We start from the raw sequence: 22253 nt of genomic DNA, 5'->3' as shown, positions 1-22253 counted from the left end.
AGCATAAATGGAAGCCCACCAAGCTGAAAGTCAGTCTCCAATCGTCAGTCGCGCCAGCGCGAAGAAGGAATTGCCCAGACACTTCCGCGACAATCGGCACGTCTGGGTTTTCATCGAGCTGGAACGAGGCCAAGTGCATCCCGTGTCTATTGAACTGCTCGGTGAAGGACGCAAGCTTGCCGATAAGCTTGGCGTTCAACTGGCGGGAGTGGTTATTGGAACCGCGGAAGACCTGGGAGTTCGGTCTGCCATTGCGGAGGCGTTCGCGTACGGGGCCGATCTCGCCTATCTCGTCGAGTCGCCGCTGCTATCGGACTACCGAAACGAGCCCTTCACCAAAGCTCTCTCAGACCTGGTCATCCTTCATAAGCCGGAAATTCTGCTTCTTGGCGCCACTTCGCTTGGGCGAGATCTTGCCGGTTCTGTGGCAACTACTTTGGAAACAGGGCTTACGGCTGACTGCACCGAATTGGATGTCGATGCAGACGGCTCGCTCGCAGCGACCCGGCCCACATTTGGCGGTTCGCTGCTGTGCACGATCTACACTCTCAACTCTCGCCCGCAAATGGCGACAGTGCGACCCCGGGTCATGGCGACCCCCAAACGCGTGACCCATGCGATTGGACCTATCATTCGGCATGACTTGATGATGATTGAGGAAGAGATTGTCACAAAGGTTCTCGGCTTCCTTCCGGATGAACGATCGGAAAAAATCAACCTCGCCTATGCAGATATCGTGGTCGCTGGCGGGCTTGGTATTGGCACCGCCGAGAATCTGGAACGTGTGATGGTTCTAGCGAGGACGATTGGCGGTGAATTCGGCTGCTCCCGACCTTTGGTTCAAAAAGGTTGGATGGAGGTTGATCGACAGATTGGCCAAACGGGCCAGACGATCCGGCCCAAGCTCTATCTTGCGGCTGGAATATCAGGGGCGGTCCAACATCGGGTTGGCGTCGAAGGGGCTGATTTGATCGTTGCCATCAACACCGACAGCAACGCCCCGATATTCGATTTCGCCCATGTCGCCGTTGTGGCTGATGCAGTCGCTCTTCTGCCGGCACTGACCGCGGCGTTCACCAGGCGACTAGCGCCTCATACCAATCGATGCAAGTAAACTGAGGTGTGGCTAATGAAGGGCGAGAAATTTCACGCGATTGTCGTCGGGGCAGGTATGTCGGGTAACGCGGCTGCTTATGCGATGGCCATGCGTGGTCTGAAAGTGCTGCAGTTGGAGCGCGGCGAGTACCCGGGTTCGAAGAACGTTCAAGGAGCGATACTGTACGCCGACGCGCTGGAAAAGATCATTCCAGACTTCCGCGATGACGCGCCGCTTGAACGGCATCTCGTCGAGCAGCGCTTCTGGATCATGGACGGCGCGTCGCACACCGGAATTCACTATCGGTCGGATGACTTCAACGAACGGCGGCCAAACCGATACACGATCATCCGTGCCCAATTCGATAGATGGTTCTCGGCCAAGGTGCGCGAGGCCGGATGCACCGTCCTCTGCGAAACATTGGCCACAAGGCTTAAGCAGGATTCGAGGGGCAACGTGACAGGCGTATACACCGACCGACCCGGCGAGGCCATCTCTGCCGACGTCGTGGTGCTTGCTGAGGGGGTGAACGGCTTCCTTGGAACACGAGGGCGTTTGCGCGAAACTCCCAAGCCGGACAGCGTGGCACTTGCCGTGAAAGAGATGCATTTCCTACCGGAGGACGTTATCGCAGAACGCTTCGGCCTGACTGCAGACGAAGGCTGTGTGATCGAGGCAGGCGGTACAATTTCACGGGGAGTCCCAGGGCTTGGCTTTCTATATACGAACAAGGAGTCCATCTCTATTGGAATAGGATGCCTCGTTTCCGGTTTGGCCGCGGCCATGGAAAGGCCATACGATCTGCTTGAAGCTTTCAAGCACCATCCTTCGATCCGGCCATTGATCGCCGGGTCTGAGGTGAAGGAATATGCCGCGCATCTCATTCCCGAAGGCGGTTTTACGGCTATCCCACAGCTCTTCGGCAATGGGTGGGTCGTGGTTGGAGACGCGGCCCAGTTGAACAATACCGCACATCGGGAGGGCTCGAACCTCGCAATGACATCAGGGTATCTGGCGGGAAAAGCGATTGCAGACGTAAAGGATCGCGGCGGCTCGATGGTGAAAAGCAACTTGGCTTTGTACAAGAGCATGCTCGACTCATCCTTCGTCATCAAAGATCTGATGAAGCATAAAGAGATGCCAAGGTTTCTCCATGCCAACAGCCAGAACTTGTTTGTTTCATATCCAAAGTTGATATCTAAGGCTGCGCAAAGTTTCGTCCGTGTCGACGGAAATTCAAAACTCGACAAGGAAAAGGCCACGTCCGCCGCCTTCTTGAAAGCACGATCCCGGTGGGGATTGATTTCAGACGCAGTCCGGCTCGCCCGCGCGTGGCGCTAAAAGGAGATCCAGATGAAGGCCATCGTTAAACGGCGAGTTGAGGACAAGCTTTACCAGAACCGATATCTGGTTGACCCGGGCCGCCCACACATATCGGTCAGGAAACACCTGTTTCCAACCCAAAACCTGATCGCCTTGACGCAAGTGTGTCCGGCGAAATGCTACCAGCTGAACGACAGACGTCAGGTAATCATCGTTTCCGATGGCTGCCTGGAATGCGGGACGTGCAACGTGTTATGCGGACCCGACGGCGACATTGAGTGGACGTATCCACGGGGTGGGTTCGGCGTTCTCTTCAAGTTTGGATGAACAGCTTCTTCTGTAGTCGATACAGCCACTCGGTTGCAAACGCAGGGTAAGCAAACAATGACGAACCGGCTGATGGGGCGCCCCTACCAATTTGTAATTTTTATTGACCTTCAAAGTCCAATATGTAGCGCGGAGGACGTTCCAGGACTGTCCTGAGTGCCCAAAGCACTCTGAACCACGTGCTGAATGGAGTAGCCCCGTGGCTGGATCAGATGATGAGACGACGCCCAAATCTGCAGTGCGGCCGGGTGCTGAAATTGTCGGCGAGAGTGCCGCACTCAAGGAGGTTTTTGAAATTGCCCAGATTGTCGCAAGGAGCAACTCGCCTGTTCTGTTGAGAGGTGAGAGCGGCACGGGCAAAGAATTCTTTGCAAAGCTGATACACGATTCTTCGTCGCGCCGTGAAAAGCCCTTCGTAAAGTTGAATTGCGCTGCGCTGTCGGCAGGCGTTCTGGAATCGGAACTTTTCGGGCACGAGAAAGGCGCCTTCACCGGCGCTACCTCTCCGAAAGAAGGTCGGTTCGAACTGGCGCACGGTGGAACTTTGCTGCTCGACGAAATAGGAGAAATCTCGGCGGAGTTCCAGGCCAAGTTGCTGCGCGTCTTGCAGGAAGGCGAACTTGAGCGCGTCGGTGGGACCAGAACATTGAAAGTCAATGTCAGGTTGATTTGCGCGACCAATAAGGATCTTGAAACGGCCGTGGCGGCGGGAGAATTCAGAGCCGACCTGTATTACCGGATCAATGTCGTACCGATCACTTTGCCACCACTGAGGCAACGCGACGGTGACATCCCGCGTTTGGCCCAATTATTCCTTCGGCGTTTCAACAAGGAGAACGGCCGTTCGTTAAGCTTTGCACCCTCCACACTTGATATCCTTTCGAAATGCGAGTTCCCAGGCAATATTCGTGAGCTGCAAAACTGCATACAGAGGACCGCAACGCTCGCCCGTTCGGACGTCATCATTCCTCAAGATCTCGCCTGTGAACAGGGTCGATGCTATTCCCCGCTCCTCAAAAAGGCGGTTGCCGAGCGAGAGGGCAAGGGCGCAGTTCATGGGCTCGCTCGAGGTGAAACCGTGTCAACGGGACAGCCGCGTGATGCCGCCGTCTTCGCGGCCGAAGCCGTAATGGGACACTCAGGTCTGATCGGCAGAGAACGGTTGGTACAGGCGATGGCGACGGCCGGAGGGAATCAGGCTAAAGCTGCGCGGCTCCTTGGTCGTACGCCGCGACAGGTCGGTTACTCTCTGCGCCGGCACGGGATCGAACGAAAACTCTTCTAGTCAAGGAGGTCATTGGTGCAGACCTGCTGCGGCAGGTCGCGCCCAACTGACGCCCGGCAATTCTAGTTTCCCCCACCCGACAAGGTCTACCAAGCGGCCCTGTCGTGTCTCCGACGAAACCCTGTAGCAAAGAGGTCTAAACCGGACAACGAAGAGCATACCCAGCTGGCAGGGTGACGTTTCTCAGACTGGCATCGCTCTTGCTCGCGGAACTGAGCTTTCAAGCGTCATTGGAGTTCGTAATGTCCAGAGGGATGAGTAAGTGTAGGATCACCAACACAGCACCTGCCGCACGCGAGCCGGGGGCAACAACGTTCGGTGACCATGCGTCTTCATCCCGTGGTAGTTCAGAGCCGAATGGTATGGCTCCAGCAATCATTGAAAAGATCAAAGACCACCCGTGCTTCTCGCGGGAGGCGCATCTCTATTTCGCGCGGATGCATCTCGCGGTCGCACCAGCCTGCAATATCCAATGCAATTACTGCAATCGAAAATACGACTGCGCCAACGAAAGCAGGCCAGGAGTAGCATCCCATAGGCTCACTCCCGACCAGGCGCTGCGCAGGGCCATGGCGGTCGCCAACGAAGTGCCGCAGCTTTCGGTGGTGGGCATCGCCGGGCCAGGCGATGCCTGCTACGATTGGAGGAAAACAAAGGCGACGCTCATACCGATCGCCCGGGAAATCCCTGACGTCAAGCTTTGCATCTCGACCAATGGTCTCGCACTTCCTGAACATGTCGACGAGCTTGTCGACATGAATGTCGGGCACGTGACGATCACCATCAACATGGTAGATCCGAAGATCGGGACCAAGATCTACCCCTGGATATTCTATGACGGCCGCCGCTACAACGGTATCGACGCGTCCAGGATCCTTCATGAGAGGCAAATGTTGGGGCTCGAAATGCTGGCAGAACGCGGCATCCTCATCAAGGTCAATTCCGTGATGATCCCAGGCGTCAACGACGAGCATCTCATCGATGTTAACAAGTGGGTCAAGGACAGGGGTGCGTTCATGCACAACGTAATGCCCCTGATTTCAGAGCCTACACATGGCACTTTCTATGGCATGAACGATCAGCGTTGCCCTACACCTTCCGAACTAATCGCGCTCCGGGATCGGCTTGAAGGCGACACGAAGGTGATGCGCCATTGCCGCCAGTGCCGCGCCGATGCAGTCGGTCTGCTCAGTGATGATCGCGCAAACGAATTCAAGATTTCCCAACTCCCAGCTGAAGCGACCAACGACAGTGGCAAGCGCAATGCCTATCGCAAGTTGATCGAGCGCGAGCGACGCGCCCAAACATTGGAAGCAAGGGGCGCGGCCACATCGGTCTCAGGTCCATCTGACGAACTTCTCCTTATTGCTGTAACCACCAAAGGTGGAGGCCGGGTCAATGAACATTTCGGTCACGCGCAGGAACTACAAATTTTCTCAGTCTGTCAAAAAGGCATCGGATTGATTGGTCACCTGAAGATCGACCCGTACTGCCTTGGTGGATGGGGGGAGGAGGCTACTCTCAACAGTATCATCAATGCGCTCGAAGGCTTAGATTTGCTGATTTGTTCTCAGATCGGCAAGGGCCCTACGAATAAACTCGCACGCCGAGGTGTTCGAGCAACGGGCGCTTATGGCGGCTCCTACATCGAGCAGGCAATCGACGCTCATTATAGCGCGGTGCTTCACGACGACGCTTTAGCAGCCGCGACTTGACACACGCTTTGACTAAACCAGAGGAGCTGAATCATGGCCTTCAAAATCATCGCCTCACAATGCACCCAATGCGGCGCATGCGAATTTGAGTGCCCCTCAGGCGCAATCAGTTTCAAAACTGACAGATTCGTGGTCGATCCTAAAATATGCACCGAGTGCAGGATTGAGTTTGACGCGCCCAAATGCAGAGCCATTTGCCCCATGCCGAACACCTGCGTTCCTGCCTGAGCAGCCGTACTAAACGAAAGCAAAAGGGGCCCGCCTGCGAAAGCATTTTGGCGCAGGCGGGCATCCTCCTCGACAGCAACCCATGGAACAATGAGGTGGTTGAGCGTGGCAGCATCGTCGGTTCCAACGGGTGCGAAATGGAGCACGTGTAAAACGAGGTACAGTAAATGAAAGCAATGATCCGGAGAAATGGGGCCGGCTTGTCGATCTATATGTCCAAAAAGGATGTCGAGGAGCCGGTTGTTGCGGTGGAGAGTCATGACTTGTGGGGCGGCTTTGTATTGCTAAGGAACGGATGGCTCCTCGCCCTCCCCGACCTAGCGCAGAGCACCCGCTTACCCATCACAGTCGAGGCGAGGAAGCAATGATCAGGACTGACACGGGCGGACCGAACATCGGACTTTCGACAGCGGCGGCTGCCGATGTGCGAAGGGAACGGCTGGCGCAGCCATCTTGTGAAATAACGGCATTGGTTCACGTGGAGGATAAACATGCCCAATCTTACGATTACGTTTTTCATTTCGCGCATGAACAACCCGAGACACCAAGACAGCATTCGCTTGCAGCCCGGGAACACATGAATATCGCGGCTTGCATAAAGCAAGTGCCTGACTCGGCACAGGTCCGGTTTCAGTCGGTTACGAACACCATCAGGCGCCCGAAGCGCATCAAGTGAGGGCTCGGTGTATGACCACCATCGTCTACGACGCCAAGATTCGGAGAATGGCCTCTGACAGCCGCGCCTTCTCCGGCAGCAGCCATCCGATCGGCGCCAAGAGGAAGATTCACCGGATCGAGGCAGGGAAATACAAAGGCTCGCTGCTCGGCGTCTCGTCCACCGTTCCCGGTATGAATGAATTCGTCACGCAGTGGGTGACGGGGGGCATGAGCAAGGAAGCGTTTGGCACGAACGAGCCCGATTTTGAGGCGCTCCTGGTAAAGGTCGATGGCTCGAGATTTTTCTTCAACAACAGCATTTATCCTTCCGGCCCGATCGAGGCCGACTTCATCGCGATAGGCTCGGGTTGTGCGTACGCGCTGGGCGCCTTCAGGGCCGGCGCTGACATGTTAGGCGCCGTTAACGTGGCTATCGAGTGCGATCCCTTCTCCGAACCTCCTATTGTGACCTTGCAGCTCGATACGTCCGACGCCAACCAACCGTCAAAGATCGGGCGCGTCGTTCGACTTTTCCGGAAATATCGGGGCACGGCTACGCAATAGGCTGTAACCGCGAATTTCACCGCACCTTCTGTAGTTGAGTGAGCTTTGGCATGAGGTGTCCACCTAAAAGAGGTGGACACCAAGTTATGGATGAAGGTCAAAAACTCGCCGTGCGGCTGGTTGGTCGGAATGGAAGGCGCCGCTTCGATCCAGGTTCGAAAGATCGCCTAGTTGCGGCATGCCTTGAACCCGGCGCATCAGTATCGAAACTTGCGCGAGTACACGGGGTCAACGCGAACCTCGTTTGGAAATGGATCAGGAAACACACCCAGGCCCATCCATTATCGCCGTCTTCGTCATCTGCGTTTATTCCCGTTCAGATCGCCGCCCCGAGCAGCGAGTTCGACATTGAGATGCCTGCCACGGATCGCGAAGAGCGATTGCCGACGACGGAGAGAAGCGGCCCGCTGACCTCTCCAGCAAAGGTGAGTGCGTCACTGCCGAATGGTGTGAGATTGACGCTGGAGTGCAGCGATCTCAACGCATTGACGGCAATAATCGGAGCTCTGGGTCATGTTTAAGCTTGGCGCTGATCTTCAAGTCTACCTGCACCGCGAACCGATCGACTTCCGGGCGGGCATCAACAGCCTTGCGGTCCTGGTCCAGGAGACGATGGCGCTGGACCCGTTTGCTCCTGCAGTGTTTGCCTTCTGCAACCGTCGGCGTGACCGGGTGAAGCTGCTGTTCTTTGATCGGTCCGGGTTCGTGCTGGTCCTGAAGCGGTTAACCGAAGACAAGTTCCGATGGCCGCGCCGAGAGGTGCCGGTGGTCACACTGACGACCGAGCAGCTGCACTGGATTCTCGACGGGATCGATATCGATGCGATGATCCGTCATCCTGTGCGGCAATATCAGATTGCCGGCTGAGGTGGCGTGTTGATCTGTTGACGCGGCGACGCGGTTCAGATTCAAAACTGGGATGACCCAAACCGGCGAACCTGATGTTGCAGAGCTGATGGCGCAGTTGGCGGCAAGTGCCGCCGAAATCGCCGCGCTCAAAGCCGAGAAGGAAGCGCTCTCGCAGCGGGTCGCCAAGCTGGAAGAAGAGCTGGTACTCGCAAAGCTCCATCGTTTTGCCCCCCGCAGCGAAAAGCACATCGATCGCATCTTCAACGAGGCCGAAGAGGCCGCAGACGAGGATGATCGTGATTATGGCGACGACGTCGCCGATCTTCCGGATACAGGCCTGCCAGCAGTCGATAGCGCCGCGCGTAAAAAGCGGGGCCGCAGACCTCTGCCGGAAGACCTGCCGGGCGAGCGTGTCGAATACGATCTACCCGACGATCAAAAAACTTGCCCTTGCTGCGACAGTCAAATGCATCGCATGGGCGAGGCCGTTAGCGAACAGCTCCATATCGAGGTCAAGGCAAAGGTTCTGCAGAATGTGCGGTTCAAATACGCCTGCCGCCATTGCGACCGCACCGGGATCAACACGCCTGTGGTGATCGCACCGATGCCGCCGCAGCCCTTGCCGGGCAGCATTGCCACTGCCTCGACACTGGCCTTCACACTCGTCCACAAATACGTCGACGGCACGCCGCTCTACCGCGTGGCGCAAACATTCGAACGGGCCGGTGTTCCGATCAGCCGGGGCGCTCTCGCGCACTGGGTGATCGGCTCGAGCGAGAGGCACCTGCATCGCATCTACGATGCGCTGAGATTGCGGCTTCAGTCGCAGCCTCTCATTCATGGTGACGAGACGACAGTTCAAGTGCTGAAGGAAAAGGACAAGGAAGCCACCAGCACGTCGTACATGTGGGCATATCGCAGCGGCGAGAATAGTGAGGAGCCAATCGTGCTTCTCGATTATCAACCGGGCCGCGGCCAGGTCCACCCGCAGGCCTTTCTCGGTGACTACCGCGGCATATTGGTGACCGATGGCTACACCGCCTGGCGCACATTACATGGCGCAACCCATGTCGGATGCATCGCCCATTCACGGCGGCGCTTCGTCGAGGCTCTCAAAACCAGGAAGAACGGAGGCGGACCGCCGGAACAGGCACTCCGGTTCTTCGAGCAGCTCTACCGGATCGAAAAGCAGGCAAGAGACAAAACCCCAGATGCCGGCGAGACGAAAGCAGACTGCATTCGCCGCTTCCGGCAACAACACAGCTTGCCTGTCCTGAACGCTCTGAAGACTTGGCTCGGCAATATCGCGCCGAAGGTCGTGCCGGATACCAAGCTCGGTGATGCAGTGTCCTACACCCTGAACCAATGGGATTATCTAACGCGCTATACCAGCGACGGCAGGATGCCGATCGATAACAACATTCTGGAACGCGAGATCAGAGTTTTTGCCACCGGCAGGAAATCGTGGCTGTTCAGCGACACCGCTGACGGAGCCAAGGCCAGCGCCGTGATCTACAGTTTGATGCTGACCTGCCGCGCCTGTGGCGTCGACCCGCTCACCTGGCTGCGCCACGTGCTCACTGAGTTGCCGCAGCGCGAAGAAGCGGCCGACATCGGCGACCTGCTGCCGTTCAACCTCTCCAAAACCTCTGCGGCCTAAGCCAACAGGTCACGTTGTTGGAGTGCCTCGAGCTGGGCAGCCAGGGTCTGGCTTTCGGAGGAGACACGGGTATATACAGGGTTTTACGGATTTCCTGTTTTGAGAGGATCATTCCATGGAGCATGCCAATTTCACCGACGAAGAAGTTAAGGCCGTGCTTGAACATTTTCAAAAGACGACGCCGTCAACCTTCAAAGAGACAAAAGCCAAATTGGTTGAACTCGGATTGGCAAGCGAAGCCGGATTGCTGAATGCCCGAGGCCAGTCGATTGTCTCTCTGCTGCAAGGCCCTGCCACTTATACGAAGGAAGAGGAAATGGCCGTAGCTCACTACAGCCATAACCCGGGCAACGTCGCCGGGCAGGGAATACTCGCCCTGGGGCTGGGCTACGTCGATAGATTTGGCATGACCGATCTTAACCTTAGGGGACGGATGATAGAGCACTGCTACCGCATGTCGATCCGATAAAAGGGGTTGGTTCCGGCTGGGGGCGGAAATGACACTCTAAGCCTTTGCTCCCTTCAGCCAGAGATATTCGCCGGTCAGTAATATGTGTGCCCGACACCGCTGACGGAGCCAAGGCGAGCCAGTGATCTATAGTTTGATGCCGACTTGCCGCGCCTGTGGCGTCGATCCACTCACTTGGCTGCGCGATGTGCTCACCGGGTTGCCACAGCGAGGCGAAGAGGCCGACGTCGGCGACTTGCTACCGTTCAACTTCTCCAAAACCTCTGCGGCCCGACAGAGCCGCGTATCTCTCCCGGTACGAGTGCGCTTCAGCGGTGCCGCAGCCGTCAATGCGCATGGAAAATCGCGCTTACAATAGGCTCGCAGCGTCTCCTTTTCATTCTAATCAGTAAAGGAAGGGAGGCCGATGCAGGCGATTTGATAGGTCCTGAGCCTAGTGAGCACCTCCCGGATTAGAAGCAAGGGGCTTGCCTGGCAGAAAAGCCAAAACGACGGATCCCAGTCGGCCTGCGCGCATTAATGAGCGTCAGCGCAAAAGGCGGCGTCGCAGCAAGGCTGTCGATAAAAAGAATGGGATGACGATGTATATGCAAAGTGCGCCGACGTGCAGGCAGACATCCACCACGGGGTGACCGAGCATTATCGGACGTATGAGGTCGATCGAATGCGACAGAGGAAGAAATCGCGCAGCCGTCTGAAAGACAATTGGCAGTTGATCGACTGGAAAGACGGCACCCGAGAGGAACAATATAGGTGTGATAACAAGCGTCTGATAAAAGATGAAATAATCATAGCTCGGAGCAAGGGCTGTGACGACCATCCCAAGGCTTGCAAAGGCCAAACCCGTCAGCGCGATAACCGGAAGGGCATATAGCAGCGACAGCCACTGAGTGTACCCTAGAACGGCCGCGACCATGCCTATACCGGCACCCGCCAGAGCGGCCTTCGTTGCCGCCCAGGCCATCTCACCGAGAACGATATCGCCTAGTCTCAGCTGTGTGTAGAGCATCGCTTCCCAAGTGCGCTGACCCTCCATCCGGCCGAAAGCTGCGTAAATCGTCTCAAACGTTGCAGCCGTCATCGCACTTGTCGCGACCATTCCAGCTGCCAGGAAAGCAGTATAGGAAACGCCACCGACGCGGCCCACCATCACGCCCAAGCCAGCGCCAAGGCCAAAAAGGTAGATCAGAGGTTCGGCCAAATGCCCCAGAAGCGACGCCAGCGCCGCCTTCTTCCATGCAAGATAATTTCGACGCCAGACCGCAATCCAGTTCAAGCTGCCGCCTGGCAATGCCGTTACGCTATCTCCACTCATTGCTACTTCTCCATCTCACGTCCGGTTAACCGCAAGAAGACGTCCTCCAAGTTCGGCGGACGCTCGAGAAGGCGCAGACCCCTGTGTCCGCGCAGTTGCGCCCGAACCTGTTCTGGGTCGGGGGTGTAGCAGAACAGGGTCTCGCCACTGATTTCGATGCGCCGTGCGTTTGGCTTGATCAAAAGCCTAAGCTCCTGTGGGTTTCCGCCATAAATCTCGATAACGGGGCAGCCGATCTGCTCCTCTATCAGGTCAAAGGGGCGGCCTTCGGCTATTTTAACTCCACCTTCGAGCACGCACAGCCGATCACATAAGCGTTCGGCCTCTTCCATGATGTGGGTCGTCAGGAGGATCGTCTTTCCTCGTGCCAAGAGCGATCGCAACCGTTCCCAGATCAGGTGGCGCGCGTGCGGATCGAGGCCGGTTGTCGGTTCATCCAGTATGAGGATCTGAGGGTCATTGATCAGCGCGCGCGCCAATGTGAGGCGCCGCTTCATGCCTCCCGAAAGATCCGCCACCCGCGTATCTGCCTTGGTTTCAAGCCGCGCAAATTCCAGCAAGGAGGGCACGACTGCTTCGATCTCGCGGGCCTTCATGCGGAAGTAGCGGCCGTAGACAAAAAGATTTTCCCGAACCGTGAACTCCATATCGAGATTGTCGAACTGTGAAACGACACCGATACGCGCGCGTGCCGAACGAGCCTGCCCCGGCACCTGCATTCCGAGCACCGAGATGTTTCCCGCATCAGGCAACGTCATTCCCAGAATCATACGGGTAATCGTGCTTTTTCCGGCGCCGTTCGGACCTAACAGGCCAAAACACTCTCCTGGAGCAATCTTGAAAGACAACCCGTCGACTACAGCCTTGCCCTGGTATGACTTTGTAACGCCAGCGAGCTCGACCGCCATGGAAGACATCGAGCCTAAAGGGGAGCCGAATCCGTCTGAAACCGAAAGGCACTGTCGCCCTGGAAGGTTGCTCTGGCGGCGGAGCGTCTCAGCCACAGCTGCCTGTAGATCCGATTGACCGTTCATGTGGTTCCTAAGGTTGGCAAGATGCGGCGACACAGCGATTATTCGCCGCTGAAAGTAGCTTCGGGGGCGGAAAGCATTGGAGTTTCGGAGGCTTTCTGCGTCCGAACGGCGCCTGAAGCGTTGACTCCTGAGCCGCGTGACAGCCAGTCACTGTTGGACAACGTGCAGAGGGCATAAGCCTTCACCGGCAGTAATAGAAAGACGTTCACGAGCGTGTGCAGCGAGAAACCAAGAAATCTAAGCTGCCTGGCACGATAAGCAGCTACGCCGCATCGTATCAGTGTCAACGATCCAATCGTTCCTATCGTCCACCAGGGCAGTGAACCGGTCAGGGCGAACTGTGCTAGACCCGCCAGTACGGACAATGCGAGCAGAAGAGGGCCGGCATTCTGCCCGACGACGTCCAAAGTCAGATACCAGTTCATGCCACGGAGGAGGTGAAGTCCGAGCAGGGTATCTCGGAATGTACTCCGTGCCCAACGCAGTTGCTGGCGCAGATAGGCAGCCAAACCGTCAGGAACGACGGTTGCGGCGATGGCGCTTGGGACATATTCGGTACGGAAGCCGGCGCTTAGCATTAGAATGGTCAGATGACGGTCCTCGCCAAAGTCACTCGGCTTTCCCCTATAAAGCTGCGTCTCGTATTGATCAAGAAGCAAGACGAAGGCGGACCGGCGGTACATGGCACAGGGTCCACAGCAACACATCACGGCACCGAAGCGTCCCTGCGCGGCGCGCTCCTCATTGCAGGCCAGCCAGTACTCCATGTCGATCAATCGGGTCAGCCACGAGTCGTTCTGATTGCTTGCTACAAGCTGCCCCATCACCGCACCGACCGCCGGATCGCGCATTTTCTGACTGAGTTTGGAAACAACATCGCTGGCGAGAGTGGTGTCTGAATCCACATTCAGGATGAGGTCCCCGGATGATCGGGAAATGGCGGCGATTTGCGCTTTGCGCTTTCCGACATTCCTGGGCAGCATGATGAATTCAAATCTCGCGTCACCCGCATAGACGATCTGCTCGGCTACCACCGCGTCACGGTTTCTGGAACCGTCGTCAACCACAACAACGCGCAATACCCCCGGATAGTCCTGGTTGGCGAGGGATGCCAGGCAATCGGACAGGACGCGCGGGCTCTCGTTAAATGAAGGCACAATGATGTCCACACTTGGCAACGAGCTCTCTTCGACGGTGTTTTCCGCTGTTTCCGACTTGAGAGTTCGCCGAGCATGAAGGACCTGTACACTCCTATAGGCGGAGGAAAGCAGTCCATAAAGCGAGACGGCGGCGATGCTGGTTGTTTCAAGCAAGGTCATGGTTTCTCGTCGATTTAGTTTTACTGGGGAAGTGAACGAAGGGAAAATCCACGGCTATGCAGTGCCGGGATAATTGCCAAGAGCGCCGAAAGTGTTTGATCGCGCAGTCTGGTGAGCTTGCAGTTCCCGACCTCATCAGGTGGGCAACCGTCGTGCAAAAGCACGATTGCACCTGGCCGAGCAGCAGCGAGTACCGCGTCAACGATAGAATCGACTCCGGGACGGGACCAGTCTCTCGGGTCTATCGACCAGTGAACAGGTCGAAGTCCGGCGTTCATGGATCTTGAAAGGACATCCGCGTTCCAAGCGCCGTATGGCGCTCGTATATGTTGAACCGCAACTTGGGGACACGCCGAGACAATGGCTTCGTTTGTCTCCTTTATCTCTCGTTCGATCGCCTCCGAGTCACAGGCCGTAAGATCGGGGTGGGTCATCGTGTGATTGGCGACCAAGTGACCTTCTGCCGCAACACGGCGGACGAGATCGGGATGGTCTTTGACATACGCGCCGAGGACGAAAAAGGTGGCTGGTACGCGGTGTTCGGCGAGCACATCCAGGATCTGGCCAGTACATTCCGGATTGGGACCGTCGTCGAACGTCAGGTAGATGCTACGATCGTCGCTCCCGCCGTCATCCAACGGCACTTCGCTTATATAAGAGCGCCGCTTCATAGCTCGCACCCGTTTCGTTCGATCAATGATCCGGAAGGCCACTCGCTCATCGGTCGTCCTATCGGAAATACCAGGACGAGCACGTCTTCGGTGCGCGTAGAGGGCATATTGGGCAGCACATCTGGAAGGGTCGAGCGTACACGAATCCCAGTGACGATATTGGAAATACCGTCTCGGCAGAATCTCTCCACGTGGTTCCGCATAGCATGTCGGACGGTACCGAACGCGAACGGCACCGCCAGCTCCTGCAAAGCCGGAGCCAAAGCGCGGATCGAGTGAGCGATGCCAAGCCCCTCCAGATCCGGGCGCACTCCATACAAGCCAAGTTCGGCGACCAGCAAATCCGTGTCGCCGACCCTTATGAAGCGACGCAGCAAACCCATGTGGCTGGCTATGCCTTTTGAATCATAAGCAATTGCCCGGCGTTCCGGCCTCGCACCTGCCCAACTGCGGCCAGTCTCAAAAGGTTTGGCATTGAATTCGCCGGTCGGACCATAGGTTGCTCGGAAAAATTGAGACAGTTCCGCATGATCCGACGGTTCGAGATCATTTTCCCAAGTTATTTTCCACCGCACTCCAGCAGACATGCAAAGCTCCAATTCGTTTCTCAGCCACAAGTCCAAAGCAGCAAAGATTGGTGCATTCGCACACGCTGATGGGACAGATGGGACCGCTCGTCGTCAATTTGCGACAGATACGATCCGCCTCCGCTCGCTAGTTTGCTTTGGCGCCTTGATAAGTTCCGGCCTTTCTAATAAGCACTCCGAAAGATTGGTAAAATTGATTGTTTGGATCACAATCATCTACATCATGGATCGAATATGCGTTTTAAGGGCCTGGACCTAAATCTTCTCGTCGCTCTCAATGCTTTGATGACCGAGCGGAAGCTCACGGCAGCAGCGCGCAGCATCAACCTTAGTCAGCCAGCCATGAGCGCAGCCATCGCTAGGTTGCGCGCCTACTTCAATGACGAGCTGTTTGTGATGCAGCAGCGTAGACTTGTCCCGACCCCGCGAGCCGAGGCGCTCGCCCCTGCAGTTCGCGAAGCTCTACTGCAGATTCAGCTCTCTGTCATTGCGTGGGATCCATTGGTCCCAGCGGAATCTGACCGGCGCTTCAGAATCGTACTGTCCGATTTCATGACGCTCGTATTCTTCGAAAAGGTGATAAAGCGCGTAGCGCGCGAGGCACCCGGCGTCAGCTTTGAATTGCTTCACATCAATGATGATTCGGACGAGCGTCTGCGCAGTGGAGATTTGGATTTTTTGATTTTTCCAGATCAGTTCATGTCAGCCGGTCATCCCAGTGCGAAACTGTTTGAGGAGAAACTCGTATGTGTCGGTTGCCCTAACAATCAGCAGCTGCGCGGGAAGCTTTCCCTCGAGCGATTCATGTCGCTGGGACACGTCGCGGCCATGTTTGGACGTACTTTGAAGCCATCCATTGAACAATGGCTGTTGCTGGAGCACGGTTTTAAGCGGCGTATCGAAATCGCGGTCCCCGGTTTCAACTCGATCCCGATGTTACTTCAGGGGACGAATCGGATAGCAACCCTTCCCTTGCTTCTTGTCAAACATTTCGAACCGACGATTCCCCTTCAGATCGTAGATCATCCGCTGCCTCCTCTCTCATTCACGGAGGCTATACAGTGGCCCTTGCTTCACAATTCCGACCCCGGAAGCATCTGGATGCGCAACATAATATTGGAGGAGGCTTCCCGGATTGAGACATCTGCCGAAGGTGACTTTCAAAAGGCCAGAGCGATGTAGTCCCGGTCGAGCTTCAGTCAAATTTGTCGTCCCACGCTCTGGCGACTCTGCCAATTTCGCAGTCTTGGTTCCTCTGGGTGGTCAACCCGTGACGTAATCAAAGTGGCCATTGGTCCATTGCTGCGTTTCTACTCGTGCTATCCCGGGCGATTGTCATAGACCTAGGTCGGCAGGCCAGTCCTGATCCCGCCTGCCTCTCAACATCTGATATCTGGCGCTTGACATCCGACCCCCAGATATCTCGCACGCAGTTCTGGCCGTCCGAGAGGCCGGAAATTCTACAAAAAAGGGCTCACATCATCCATATTCTGGATGAATTCGATCCAATCAATCAATTTTACCAATTCTTCTGCGTGCCCCATAGCACAGAGCCAGACGTAGGGCCGGTCCCTCCGTGAGAGCATCGAGCGTGCTCAAGGGTTGCTAGGCCGGGATAATCAGCCGCGCCAGTTTGAAATGATTGAAAGGACTAAGATGGCCGATCAGCTCACAGTAGAAATTATTGCCGCAATCAAAAATCTCGCCCAATCTGAAAACGGTGGGAGGATTCCTGTAGCAATCGGAGAAATCACCGCTGATAGCGAATTGACTTCCCTTGGCATCGATTCCCTGGCTTTGGCCGATGTGCTCTGGGACCTGGAGCAGGCCTACGGCATCAGGATCGAGATGAACACGACCGATGCCTGGTCTAATCTGAAAAATATCGGCGATGTCGTCGAAGCTGTTCGCGGCTTGATCGCGAAGGAGGCGTGATGGATAGGCGCGTCGTAATCACGGGGATTGGCGGACTATGCGGATTAGGAACAAACGCTTCATCTATTTGGAAAGAAATGCGCGAAGGCCGCTCCGCAATCAGCCCGATCATCACCACAGATCTCTATGATATGGAAGGCACCGTTGGTGCCGAAATCAGGGCGATACCGGGACACGACATCCCTCGCAAACAGCTTGTCTCTATGGACCGCTTCAGCCTGCTTGCAGTGATTGCTGCAACCGAAGCCATGCGACAGGCCGGGCTTTCCACCAATGAACAAAATGCCCACCGCTACGGCGCCGCGATGGGCGTCGGCGGGCCCGGCTGGGGAACGATTGAAGAAACATACCGCAGTATCCTTCTAGACGGAGTGACCCGCGCGCGCATTTTCACAGCACCCAAGGGAATGCCAAGCGCGGCTGCCGGCCAGGTCAGCATTTATCTCGGCCTGCGCGGCCCCGTCTTCGGCGTCACCTCCGCTTGCGCGGCGGGCAATCATGCCATCGCTTCCGCGGTAGATCAGATCAGGCTGGGCCGTGCAGACGTCATGCTTGCCGGGGGAAGCGATGCGCCGCTCACATGGGGCGTCCTGAAATCATGGGAGGCACTGCGCGTGCTTGCCCCTGATACCTGTCGCCCGTTCTCCGCCGACAGAAAAGGTGTTGTCCTTGGCGAGGGTGCCGGAATGGCTGTCCTGGAAAGCTACGAGCACGCCACTGCCCGCGGTGCGACTATGCTTGCCGAGGTTGCCGGAATCGGACTCTCCGGCGATGCCTACGACATTGTCATGCCCTCCATCGAGGGACCGGAGGCCGCAATGCGCAGCTGCCTCGCCGATGCCGAGCTAAACCCGGACGATGTAGACTACCTGAACGCACACGGCACCGGCACCGTTGCGAATGACGAGATGGAGACGGCAGCGATCAAGCGCGTCTTCGGAGACCACGCTTTTCAGATGTCCGTCTCCTCCACCAAGTCCATGCACGCCCATTGCCTGGGTGCCGCCAGTGCACTTGAAATGATTGCCTGTATAATGGCGATCCAAGAAGGTGTCATACCGCCCACCGCCAACTATCGTGAGCCTGACCCGCAGTGCGATCTCGATGTCACGCCCAATGTCCCGCGTGAGCGCAAGGTGCGCGTAGCGATGAGCAATGCGTTCGCTATGGGAGGCACCAACGCCGTCCTGGCATTCAGACAGGTGTGAAGGGGCGGACGATGTGGCCGTGAATGGCTCCAGCCGCAACCGCGAGGGCCGATGGAGAGAAGCTAACTGGGGTGCTGTTACTAATGCAGGTCAATTCGCACCAATGGTTAGCCCACAACGGCTCGCCGGGGATTGCTCACAAGGCGGGGCGAGGAAAATATGGTTGCGTTCCGGAGTTATGATCATCCAAAAAACCGGCTGGAAAGAGCGCCCGCTCCGGGTCTCGGAGCGGCTCTTCAACTACACCTGCTGTCGATTCCGCTTGCCGGCCGGGCTGGTCACTGCCACTTTCAATCCACTGCTGTCGGACGACCCTCTGGACCACGCAAACGCCGCGTTGTCGACCGATTCCTGCCGGGACTTCTCTTCTGCGCCATGCGATGTTGAGCGTCGAGAAGAGGAGCTTATCTGAACCTCGTTCAAGCCGGGCGTCAGAGGACTAACAACTTCATCGATGAACGCGATCTGAGAACAGACAATGACACGCACTCAAAAAGAAAAGATGCTGGCGGGCGAGATGTACAACCCGGCGGACGAGGAGATTCAGACGGACCTGTTGGCCACGGGAGCTTGGCTGAAGAGATATAATGATACTCTGGGAAGTACGGCCGAGCATTGGAACGCACTTCTTCTGGAGCGACTAGGAGAGGTCGGAACTGGAGCCGTCATTCGTCCGCCATTTCATTGCGACTACGGCTTTAACATCAGGCTTGGTGCCTACGTTTACATCAATTTCAACTGCGTGATCCTTGACGTAGCAGAAGTGACGATCGGTGCTGGGACGGCAGTCGGGCCGGCTGTGCAGATTTACACCGCCGACCACCCGCATGATCCCGAGCAGCGGCAGGCTGGTCTGCAGCTAGGTCGGCCTGTCCGGATTGGTAAAGATGTCTGGATTGGTGGTGGAGCAATTATTCTCCCAGGGGTGACGATCGGCGACAACGCCGTCATCGGCGCCGGAAGCGTAGTCACCCGCGATATACCCGCGGGGGAAAAGGCCATGGGAAATCCGGCTCGGTTGAAGCGCTGAGGCAAGCCGCTGAGAACGCCATAGTCAAGGCGGTGCTTGTGAACCAAAACTCCCACTTGCCACCAAGCCGATGCGGGGTGGTTGATGCTTAAATCTTGGATATCAGACCGGCCAACGGCAACCACGACGGCTTTCTGACGGATGCACATATGTGGGCTTTGCACGTCTCGTCGAACCAGTGGAAACTGAACTCAGTTGAGAAGGCGAGGTGTTTCGCGATCAATTCAATGAAGGGTTGATGCGACATCTCCACCTGCATTGAGCGGGTCTCGGTACAATGGGGCAAGCTGCATCCATGATTTGGATGTGCGCAATCACAACAATCGATTTTAAACATCTTACCGGATGCGATTAGAAGGTTCCGCAAATGGGTCGCGGTACAAAACCTCGTGGCACCTGCGTCCTTTGGCACACTACAACGGAGACAGATAAATGTGTGGGATTGTCGGGATCGTAGGGCGGCACTCGGTGTCGCAGCGACTGCTCGAAGCGCTAAAGCGTCTGGAGTACCGCGGATACGACTCCGCTGGAATTGCGACGATCTCCGGAGGCAGGTTGGAGCGCTGCCGCGCGCAGGGTAAGCTCGTCAATCTTGAAATGAGGCTGGAGCAACAGCCACTGAACGGAATGATCGGCATTGGCCACACCCGCTGGGCTACTCATGGGGCTCCGACTGAACGCAACGCTCATCCACATATCGTCGACGGTATTGCCGTCGTTCATAACGGTATCATCGAAAATTTCGCGGAGCTGAAGGCCGAACTGGAAGCGACTGGTGCGGATTTCGAGACGAGCACCGATAGCGAGGTCGTCGCGCATCTCCTCGCAAAATCCCGTCGCGGCGGTATGAGCGGCCGAGAGGCCATGCACGCGATGCTAAAGCGGCTGAAGGGAGCCTTCAGCCTTGCAATTCTTTTCCAGGATGAGCCAGCCACCATTATGGCGGCGCGCAATGGACCTCCGCTGGTGATTGGTCATGGCGACGGGGAAATGTTTCTAGGCTCCGACCCTATCACGCTTGCTCCCTTAACCAACGAAGTTACCTACCTGGTTGACGGCGACTGGGCCGTGATCGAGAAAACAGACTTCAGGATCTTCGATAGTGAGGGCAATGTCGTCGCACGGCCTCGACACACCTCGATGGCCTCTGTCGACCGAGTGACCAAGGGCGACTATGACCACTTCATGCAGAAGGAAATCTACGAACAGCCCGAGGTCATAGCCGGTGCTCTCGCCCGCCACATCGATATAGCCAGCAATCGGGCAGTTCAAGTATCAACGGAACTGAATTTTGCAAACGTCAGTAGCCTCGTGATCTCCGCATGCGGCACTGCCTATTTGGCAGGCCTGATCGGCAAGTACTGGTTCGAACGCTACGCACGCCTTTCAGTGGAAATCGATGTCGCTTCAGAGTTCCGCTATCGCGATATCCCCCTGTCGCCACATGCGGCGGCGCTTTTTATCTCGCAGTCCGGTGAAACCGCCGACACGCTAGCATCAATGCGATATTGCAAGGCACAAGGGCTGAAGGTCGGCGCCGTCGTCAATACAAGCGAATCGACCATTGCCCGAGAAGCCGATGTCATCTTCCCGATCCTCGCAGGTCCTGAAATCGGGGTCGCCTCGACCAAGGCGTTCACTTGCCAGCTCGCAGTTCTCGCTGCTCTCGCCATCGGTGCAGGCAAGGCGCGAGGTACTATAACCGAGGACGAGGAGCGACAACTGGTCATGAGCTTGATTGAAATGCCGCGCATCATGAGGCGGGTGCTGCGGAACATTCGGCCAAAGATCGAACTCCTGTCGAAGGAACTTTCGGGATACTCTCATGCGCTCTTTCTTGGCCGCGGCACCAGTTTCCCTTTGGCGATGGAAGGCGCGCTGAAGCTCAAGGAAATTTCCTATATCCACGCTGAAGGCTATGCCGCCGGTGAACTGAAACACGGCCCGATCGCGCTCGTCGATAAAAACATGCCCGTCATCATTATCGCGCCACATGATCGATTCTTCGACAAGACCGTCTCCAACATGCAGGAGGTGGCCGCACGCGGCGGCCGCGTCATTCTTCTCACCGATGAGAGCGGAGCTGCGCGTTCCAAACTCGATACCATTCACACGGTCGTGCTGCCGGATGTCGAGGAAATAATCGCGCCCATCATCTTCTCTCTACCTCTACAGTTGCTTGCCTACTACGTGGCGGTCACCAAAGGAACCGATGTCGACCAGCCGCGCAATCTCGCGAAATCGGTCACCGTCGAATAAATTGCATAGCTCCCGTAGCTAGCACGATTTCGGACAAATACCGAAACCTTCTCATTGGAATTTAGAATAAGTGAGGTCGTATGAATGAAATTTCGCTCGTGGATGTCTTTGGGCGAGTTGGCCAGGAAGTTGGAAGATCCGAATGGATCATGATCGATCAATCAACAGTCGATCTATTCGCGGATGCAACGCATGACCATCAGTTCATTCACGTGAATCCGGAACGCGCTGCGGTGGAAAGCCCATTTGGCGGCACGATCGCTCATGGTTTCCTGACTCTTTCACTTTTGTCGGTGATGAATTTCAGCGGGATGCCAAAAATTCGCGAGCAGACAATGGGCCTCAACTACGGCTTCGACAACGTGCGCTTCATGTCGCCCGTTAAGACTGGGAGTCGCGTACGCGGCCGCTTCGTATTGTCCGACTGCCGTTTTCGGGGCTCAAGCATGCTGGTGACGACCTACGAGGTGACGGTCGAGATCGAAAACGAGAACCGGCCCGCACTCACTGCCAATTGGATCACGATTGTTCAGTTTGATCCAAAAGATCGGCCAAAGACGTCTCATAGTTGATCCTAGTTATAGGTATTATCCATCGATGTTGTTAACCAACGAAGGCAAACGATCTGACGGGGGATGCCAATGCCGCTCGGGTTTGCATCCGCAGGCGGCACCGGGGCGAAAACAGTCGCCAAGGCGCAAACGGCTCTTTACCTCGACGAC

The 22253-nt window shown here is 56.4% G+C and carries 24 protein-coding genes and 1 pseudogene; 20 read left to right on the top strand and 5 right to left on the bottom strand.

Annotated features, from left to right (window positions below; genetic code table 11):
• Window positions 1–7 precede the first annotated feature (7 nt).
• From A6U98_RS08660 to A6U98_RS36700, 14 genes and pseudogenes are all read left to right on the top strand, one after another.
• Complete coding sequence (locus tag A6U98_RS08660; RefSeq protein WP_033181223.1) at window positions 8–1114, top strand: electron transfer flavoprotein subunit alpha/FixB family protein; 1107 nt, start codon at window positions 8–10, stop codon at window positions 1112–1114.
• Window positions 1115–1129: 15 nt separating this feature from the next.
• Window positions 1130–2437, top strand: coding sequence for an NAD(P)-binding protein (locus A6U98_RS08655; protein WP_033181222.1), 1308 nt, complete (start codon window positions 1130–1132; stop codon window positions 2435–2437).
• Between the two features lie 12 nt (window positions 2438–2449).
• Window positions 2450–2746, top strand: a complete 297-nt coding sequence (locus tag A6U98_RS08650; RefSeq protein ID WP_033181221.1) for a ferredoxin family protein — start codon at window positions 2450–2452, stop codon at window positions 2744–2746.
• Between the two features lie 199 nt (window positions 2747–2945).
• Window positions 2946–4031: a nif-specific transcriptional activator NifA gene (nifA, locus tag A6U98_RS08645; RefSeq protein ID WP_033181220.1), complete on the top strand. Its 1086-nt coding sequence runs from the start codon at window positions 2946–2948 to the stop codon at window positions 4029–4031.
• A gap of 242 nt (window positions 4032–4273) precedes the next feature.
• Window positions 4274–5746, top strand: a complete 1473-nt coding sequence (gene nifB, locus A6U98_RS08640; RefSeq protein WP_082229774.1) for a nitrogenase cofactor biosynthesis protein NifB — start codon at window positions 4274–4276, stop codon at window positions 5744–5746.
• A 33-nt stretch (window positions 5747–5779) separates the two neighbouring features.
• Window positions 5780–5974 (top strand): 4Fe-4S binding protein, encoded by a 195-nt coding sequence (locus A6U98_RS35625; RefSeq protein WP_003563211.1) that lies wholly within the window; start codon window positions 5780–5782, stop codon window positions 5972–5974.
• A gap of 167 nt (window positions 5975–6141) precedes the next feature.
• Entirely contained in the window at window positions 6142–6342 is a 201-nt protein-coding gene (gene nifT / locus A6U98_RS08630; RefSeq protein ID WP_027688422.1) for a putative nitrogen fixation protein NifT, read from the top strand.
• On the top strand, window positions 6339–6650 hold the full coding sequence (locus A6U98_RS37105) for a hypothetical protein (RefSeq protein WP_033181217.1): 312 nt from the start codon (window positions 6339–6341) through the stop codon (window positions 6648–6650). Before nifT ends, A6U98_RS37105 begins: the two co-directional genes overlap by 4 nt.
• A gap of 11 nt (window positions 6651–6661) precedes the next feature.
• Entirely contained in the window at window positions 6662–7195 is a 534-nt protein-coding gene (locus A6U98_RS08620) for a peptidase S14 (protein ID WP_033181216.1), read from the top strand.
• A gap of 86 nt (window positions 7196–7281) precedes the next feature.
• Window positions 7282–7716, top strand: coding sequence for a transposase (locus A6U98_RS35620; protein ID WP_082229754.1), 435 nt, complete (start codon window positions 7282–7284; stop codon window positions 7714–7716).
• Window positions 7709–8062 carry an IS66 family insertion sequence element accessory protein TnpB gene (gene tnpB, locus A6U98_RS08615; RefSeq protein ID WP_033181215.1) on the top strand — a complete coding sequence of 118 codons (354 nt, stop codon included), beginning with the start codon at window positions 7709–7711 and terminating at the stop codon, window positions 8060–8062. Before A6U98_RS35620 ends, tnpB begins: the two co-directional genes overlap by 8 nt.
• 52 nt (window positions 8063–8114) lie before the next feature.
• On the top strand, window positions 8115–9704 hold the full coding sequence (locus tag A6U98_RS08610) for an IS66 family transposase (protein ID WP_064649250.1): 1590 nt from the start codon (window positions 8115–8117) through the stop codon (window positions 9702–9704).
• A gap of 115 nt (window positions 9705–9819) precedes the next feature.
• Entirely contained in the window at window positions 9820–10173 is a 354-nt protein-coding gene (locus tag A6U98_RS08605; RefSeq protein ID WP_017965518.1) for a hypothetical protein, read from the top strand.
• Between the two features lie 92 nt (window positions 10174–10265).
• Window positions 10266–10444, top strand: a pseudogene (locus tag A6U98_RS36700) (transposase domain-containing protein); the annotation flags it as partial.
• 255 nt (window positions 10445–10699) lie between these two features.
• On the opposite strand, the gene A6U98_RS08600 reads toward A6U98_RS36700, so the two are convergent.
• The 5 genes from A6U98_RS08600 to A6U98_RS08580 are packed head-to-tail and all read right to left on the bottom strand — an operon-like array spanning window position 10700 to window position 15099.
• On the bottom strand, window positions 10700–11488 hold the full coding sequence (locus tag A6U98_RS08600) for an ABC transporter permease (protein WP_064649247.1): 789 nt from the start codon (window positions 11486–11488) through the stop codon (window positions 10700–10702).
• A 2-nt stretch (window positions 11489–11490) separates the two neighbouring features.
• Window positions 11491–12522, bottom strand: coding sequence for a nodulation factor ABC transporter ATP-binding protein NodI (gene nodI, locus A6U98_RS08595; protein ID WP_081295651.1), 1032 nt, complete (start codon window positions 12520–12522; stop codon window positions 11491–11493).
• 38 nt (window positions 12523–12560) lie between these two features.
• Entirely contained in the window at window positions 12561–13841 is a 1281-nt protein-coding gene (gene nodC / locus A6U98_RS08590; RefSeq protein ID WP_064649245.1) for a chitooligosaccharide synthase NodC, read from the bottom strand.
• A gap of 20 nt (window positions 13842–13861) precedes the next feature.
• A complete protein-coding gene (gene nodB, locus A6U98_RS08585) occupies window positions 13862–14512 on the bottom strand; it encodes a chitooligosaccharide deacetylase NodB (protein WP_064649243.1) in 651 nt (216 codons plus the stop codon).
• Complete coding sequence (locus A6U98_RS08580; protein WP_064649277.1) at window positions 14509–15099, bottom strand: NodA family N-acyltransferase; 591 nt, start codon at window positions 15097–15099, stop codon at window positions 14509–14511. The genes nodB and A6U98_RS08580 overlap by 4 nt, the downstream gene beginning before the upstream one ends.
• Window positions 15100–15333: 234 nt before the next feature.
• Between A6U98_RS08580 and A6U98_RS08575 the strand changes: the two genes are divergently transcribed.
• The 6 genes from A6U98_RS08575 (at window position 15334) to A6U98_RS08545 (ending at window position 22103) form a co-directional block, all read left to right on the top strand.
• Window positions 15334–16281, top strand: a complete 948-nt coding sequence (locus A6U98_RS08575) for a LysR family transcriptional regulator (protein WP_064649241.1) — start codon at window positions 15334–15336, stop codon at window positions 16279–16281.
• 474 nt (window positions 16282–16755) lie between these two features.
• The gene (locus A6U98_RS08570) at window positions 16756–17034 is read left to right on the top strand and encodes a phosphopantetheine-binding protein (protein ID WP_033181209.1); all 279 of its coding nucleotides are present in this window, start codon (window positions 16756–16758) and stop codon (window positions 17032–17034) included.
• Window positions 17034–18242 (top strand): beta-ketoacyl-[acyl-carrier-protein] synthase family protein, encoded by a 1209-nt coding sequence (locus tag A6U98_RS08565; protein ID WP_033181208.1) that lies wholly within the window; start codon window positions 17034–17036, stop codon window positions 18240–18242. Before A6U98_RS08570 ends, A6U98_RS08565 begins: the two co-directional genes overlap by 1 nt.
• Before the next feature lie 478 nt (window positions 18243–18720).
• A complete protein-coding gene (locus A6U98_RS08555; protein ID WP_017968972.1) occupies window positions 18721–19272 on the top strand; it encodes a sugar O-acetyltransferase in 552 nt (183 codons plus the stop codon).
• A 432-nt stretch (window positions 19273–19704) separates the two neighbouring features.
• Window positions 19705–21531, top strand: a complete 1827-nt coding sequence (gene glmS / locus A6U98_RS08550) for a glutamine--fructose-6-phosphate transaminase (isomerizing) (RefSeq protein ID WP_033181206.1) — start codon at window positions 19705–19707, stop codon at window positions 21529–21531.
• Between the two features lie 80 nt (window positions 21532–21611).
• The gene (locus A6U98_RS08545) at window positions 21612–22103 is read left to right on the top strand and encodes a MaoC family dehydratase (protein ID WP_064649239.1); all 492 of its coding nucleotides are present in this window, start codon (window positions 21612–21614) and stop codon (window positions 22101–22103) included.
• Window positions 22104–22253: the final 150 nt, after the last annotated feature.

This window comes from Rhizobium sp. WYCCWR10014 (assembly GCF_001657485.1).
Lineage (GTDB): Bacteria > Pseudomonadota > Alphaproteobacteria > Rhizobiales > Rhizobiaceae > Rhizobium.
This window is presented reverse-complemented; position numbering and strand designations above follow the sequence as displayed.